Here is a 1,204-nt window from a genome sequence, read left to right as displayed (position 1 = left end):
CAATATTCAGAATTTTGTGGGTTTGCAGCGTCAGTCGCCACTGAGGGTTTGCGAGACAATAATCTAGCGCGAGCTGAGTGTTAAACTGCTTTACTGAGTCCTGCTTGCTTTGTTCGAGTGGATTTGCTTTAGGCGATAAGAAAAAATACTCGCAATCAAACGCTTCAAACTGTTCAGGTTTGGCAAGTTCCTGAGGGAATACCAGTTTTAGTTCATTCGCTCGAGTCAATTTTAGTGTTGCGTCTGCTTTAGGGCTAATGCAAATCCAATCAATGCCTTCTGGCGCTTCTAAGGTACCGTTTGTTTCGATCGCAACCTCAAAGCCAAGTGAATGCATTTTATCAATCAAGGCTTTATCTAATTGTAATAGAGGCTCTCCACCCGTAAAAATCACGTAGGGCTCTGAGCGGCCGTTCTGATCTGCGCTTGGCCACATCTCGTAAATGGCCTTACTCAACTCTTCTTCATTAGCGAATGTGCCACCATTTTGGCCATCAGTACCAACAATGTCCGTATCGCAAAAATCGCAGATGGCATCGGCTCTTGAATCTTCTCGTCCATTCCAGAGATTACATTTACTGAAGCGACAGAACACTGCAGCACGTCCTGCGCGTGCGCCTTCACCCTGTAAACTATAAAACATCTCTTTAACTCTATACGCCACGTTCCGAACCCTGATGTAATTAATCGGTGACGAGCTGATGCAATGCTCGATTACGTTCGTTCATGAGCTGCGCTGCGTCGCGCGCATTCTGCATTACTTCAGTCATATTTTCGAGTGTTGGTTGCGTCATACTTTCAGACGTAGATAAGGTGGGGGATGTATTAAGGTTTGAAGAGTCGTTTTGATAGGTTTTATTGATCAGACTTGGATCCATACCTGAGATCGTTTGGAGTGCTTCGGGTTTCAGTTGCGCACTTTGTACATTCTTTTGATTGGATGGTTTTTCATCACTGAAATGCCACTGCCCATGTTCGTCTTGCCAACGATAATATTCTAGAGAGCTCTTTGTCTCGGAAGCATTGTTCACCTGAGACTCTTTAGGTTCATCTGTGTAGATGCCACCAGAGCTAGGTGTAATGGCGCTTATTAGTTTGTCTGGCATTTCTTTAATATTGAGAAAGTCACCACCGGCTTGATAGTCTGCATAAAACGGTAAACTTAGTGCACCCACTAAAATAATGACAGAAAACAAGCGATACA

At 44.1% G+C, this 1,204-nt stretch carries 2 protein-coding genes; both read right to left on the bottom strand.

All coding sequences use genetic code 11. The features are described 5' to 3' along the window. Positions 1-643: 7-carboxy-7-deazaguanine synthase (gene queE / locus A3762_RS17615; protein ID WP_068756873.1), on the bottom strand; the 643-nt coding region annotated here is incomplete at its 3' end. A 40-nt stretch (positions 644-683) separates the two neighbouring features. Then, a partial coding sequence (locus A3762_RS17610) for a DUF4124 domain-containing protein (protein ID WP_068756871.1) occupies positions 684-1,204 on the bottom strand: 521 nt, incomplete at its 5' end.

Source organism: Oleiphilus sp. HI0125, from assembly GCF_001635355.1.
This window is presented reverse-complemented; position numbering and strand designations above follow the sequence as displayed.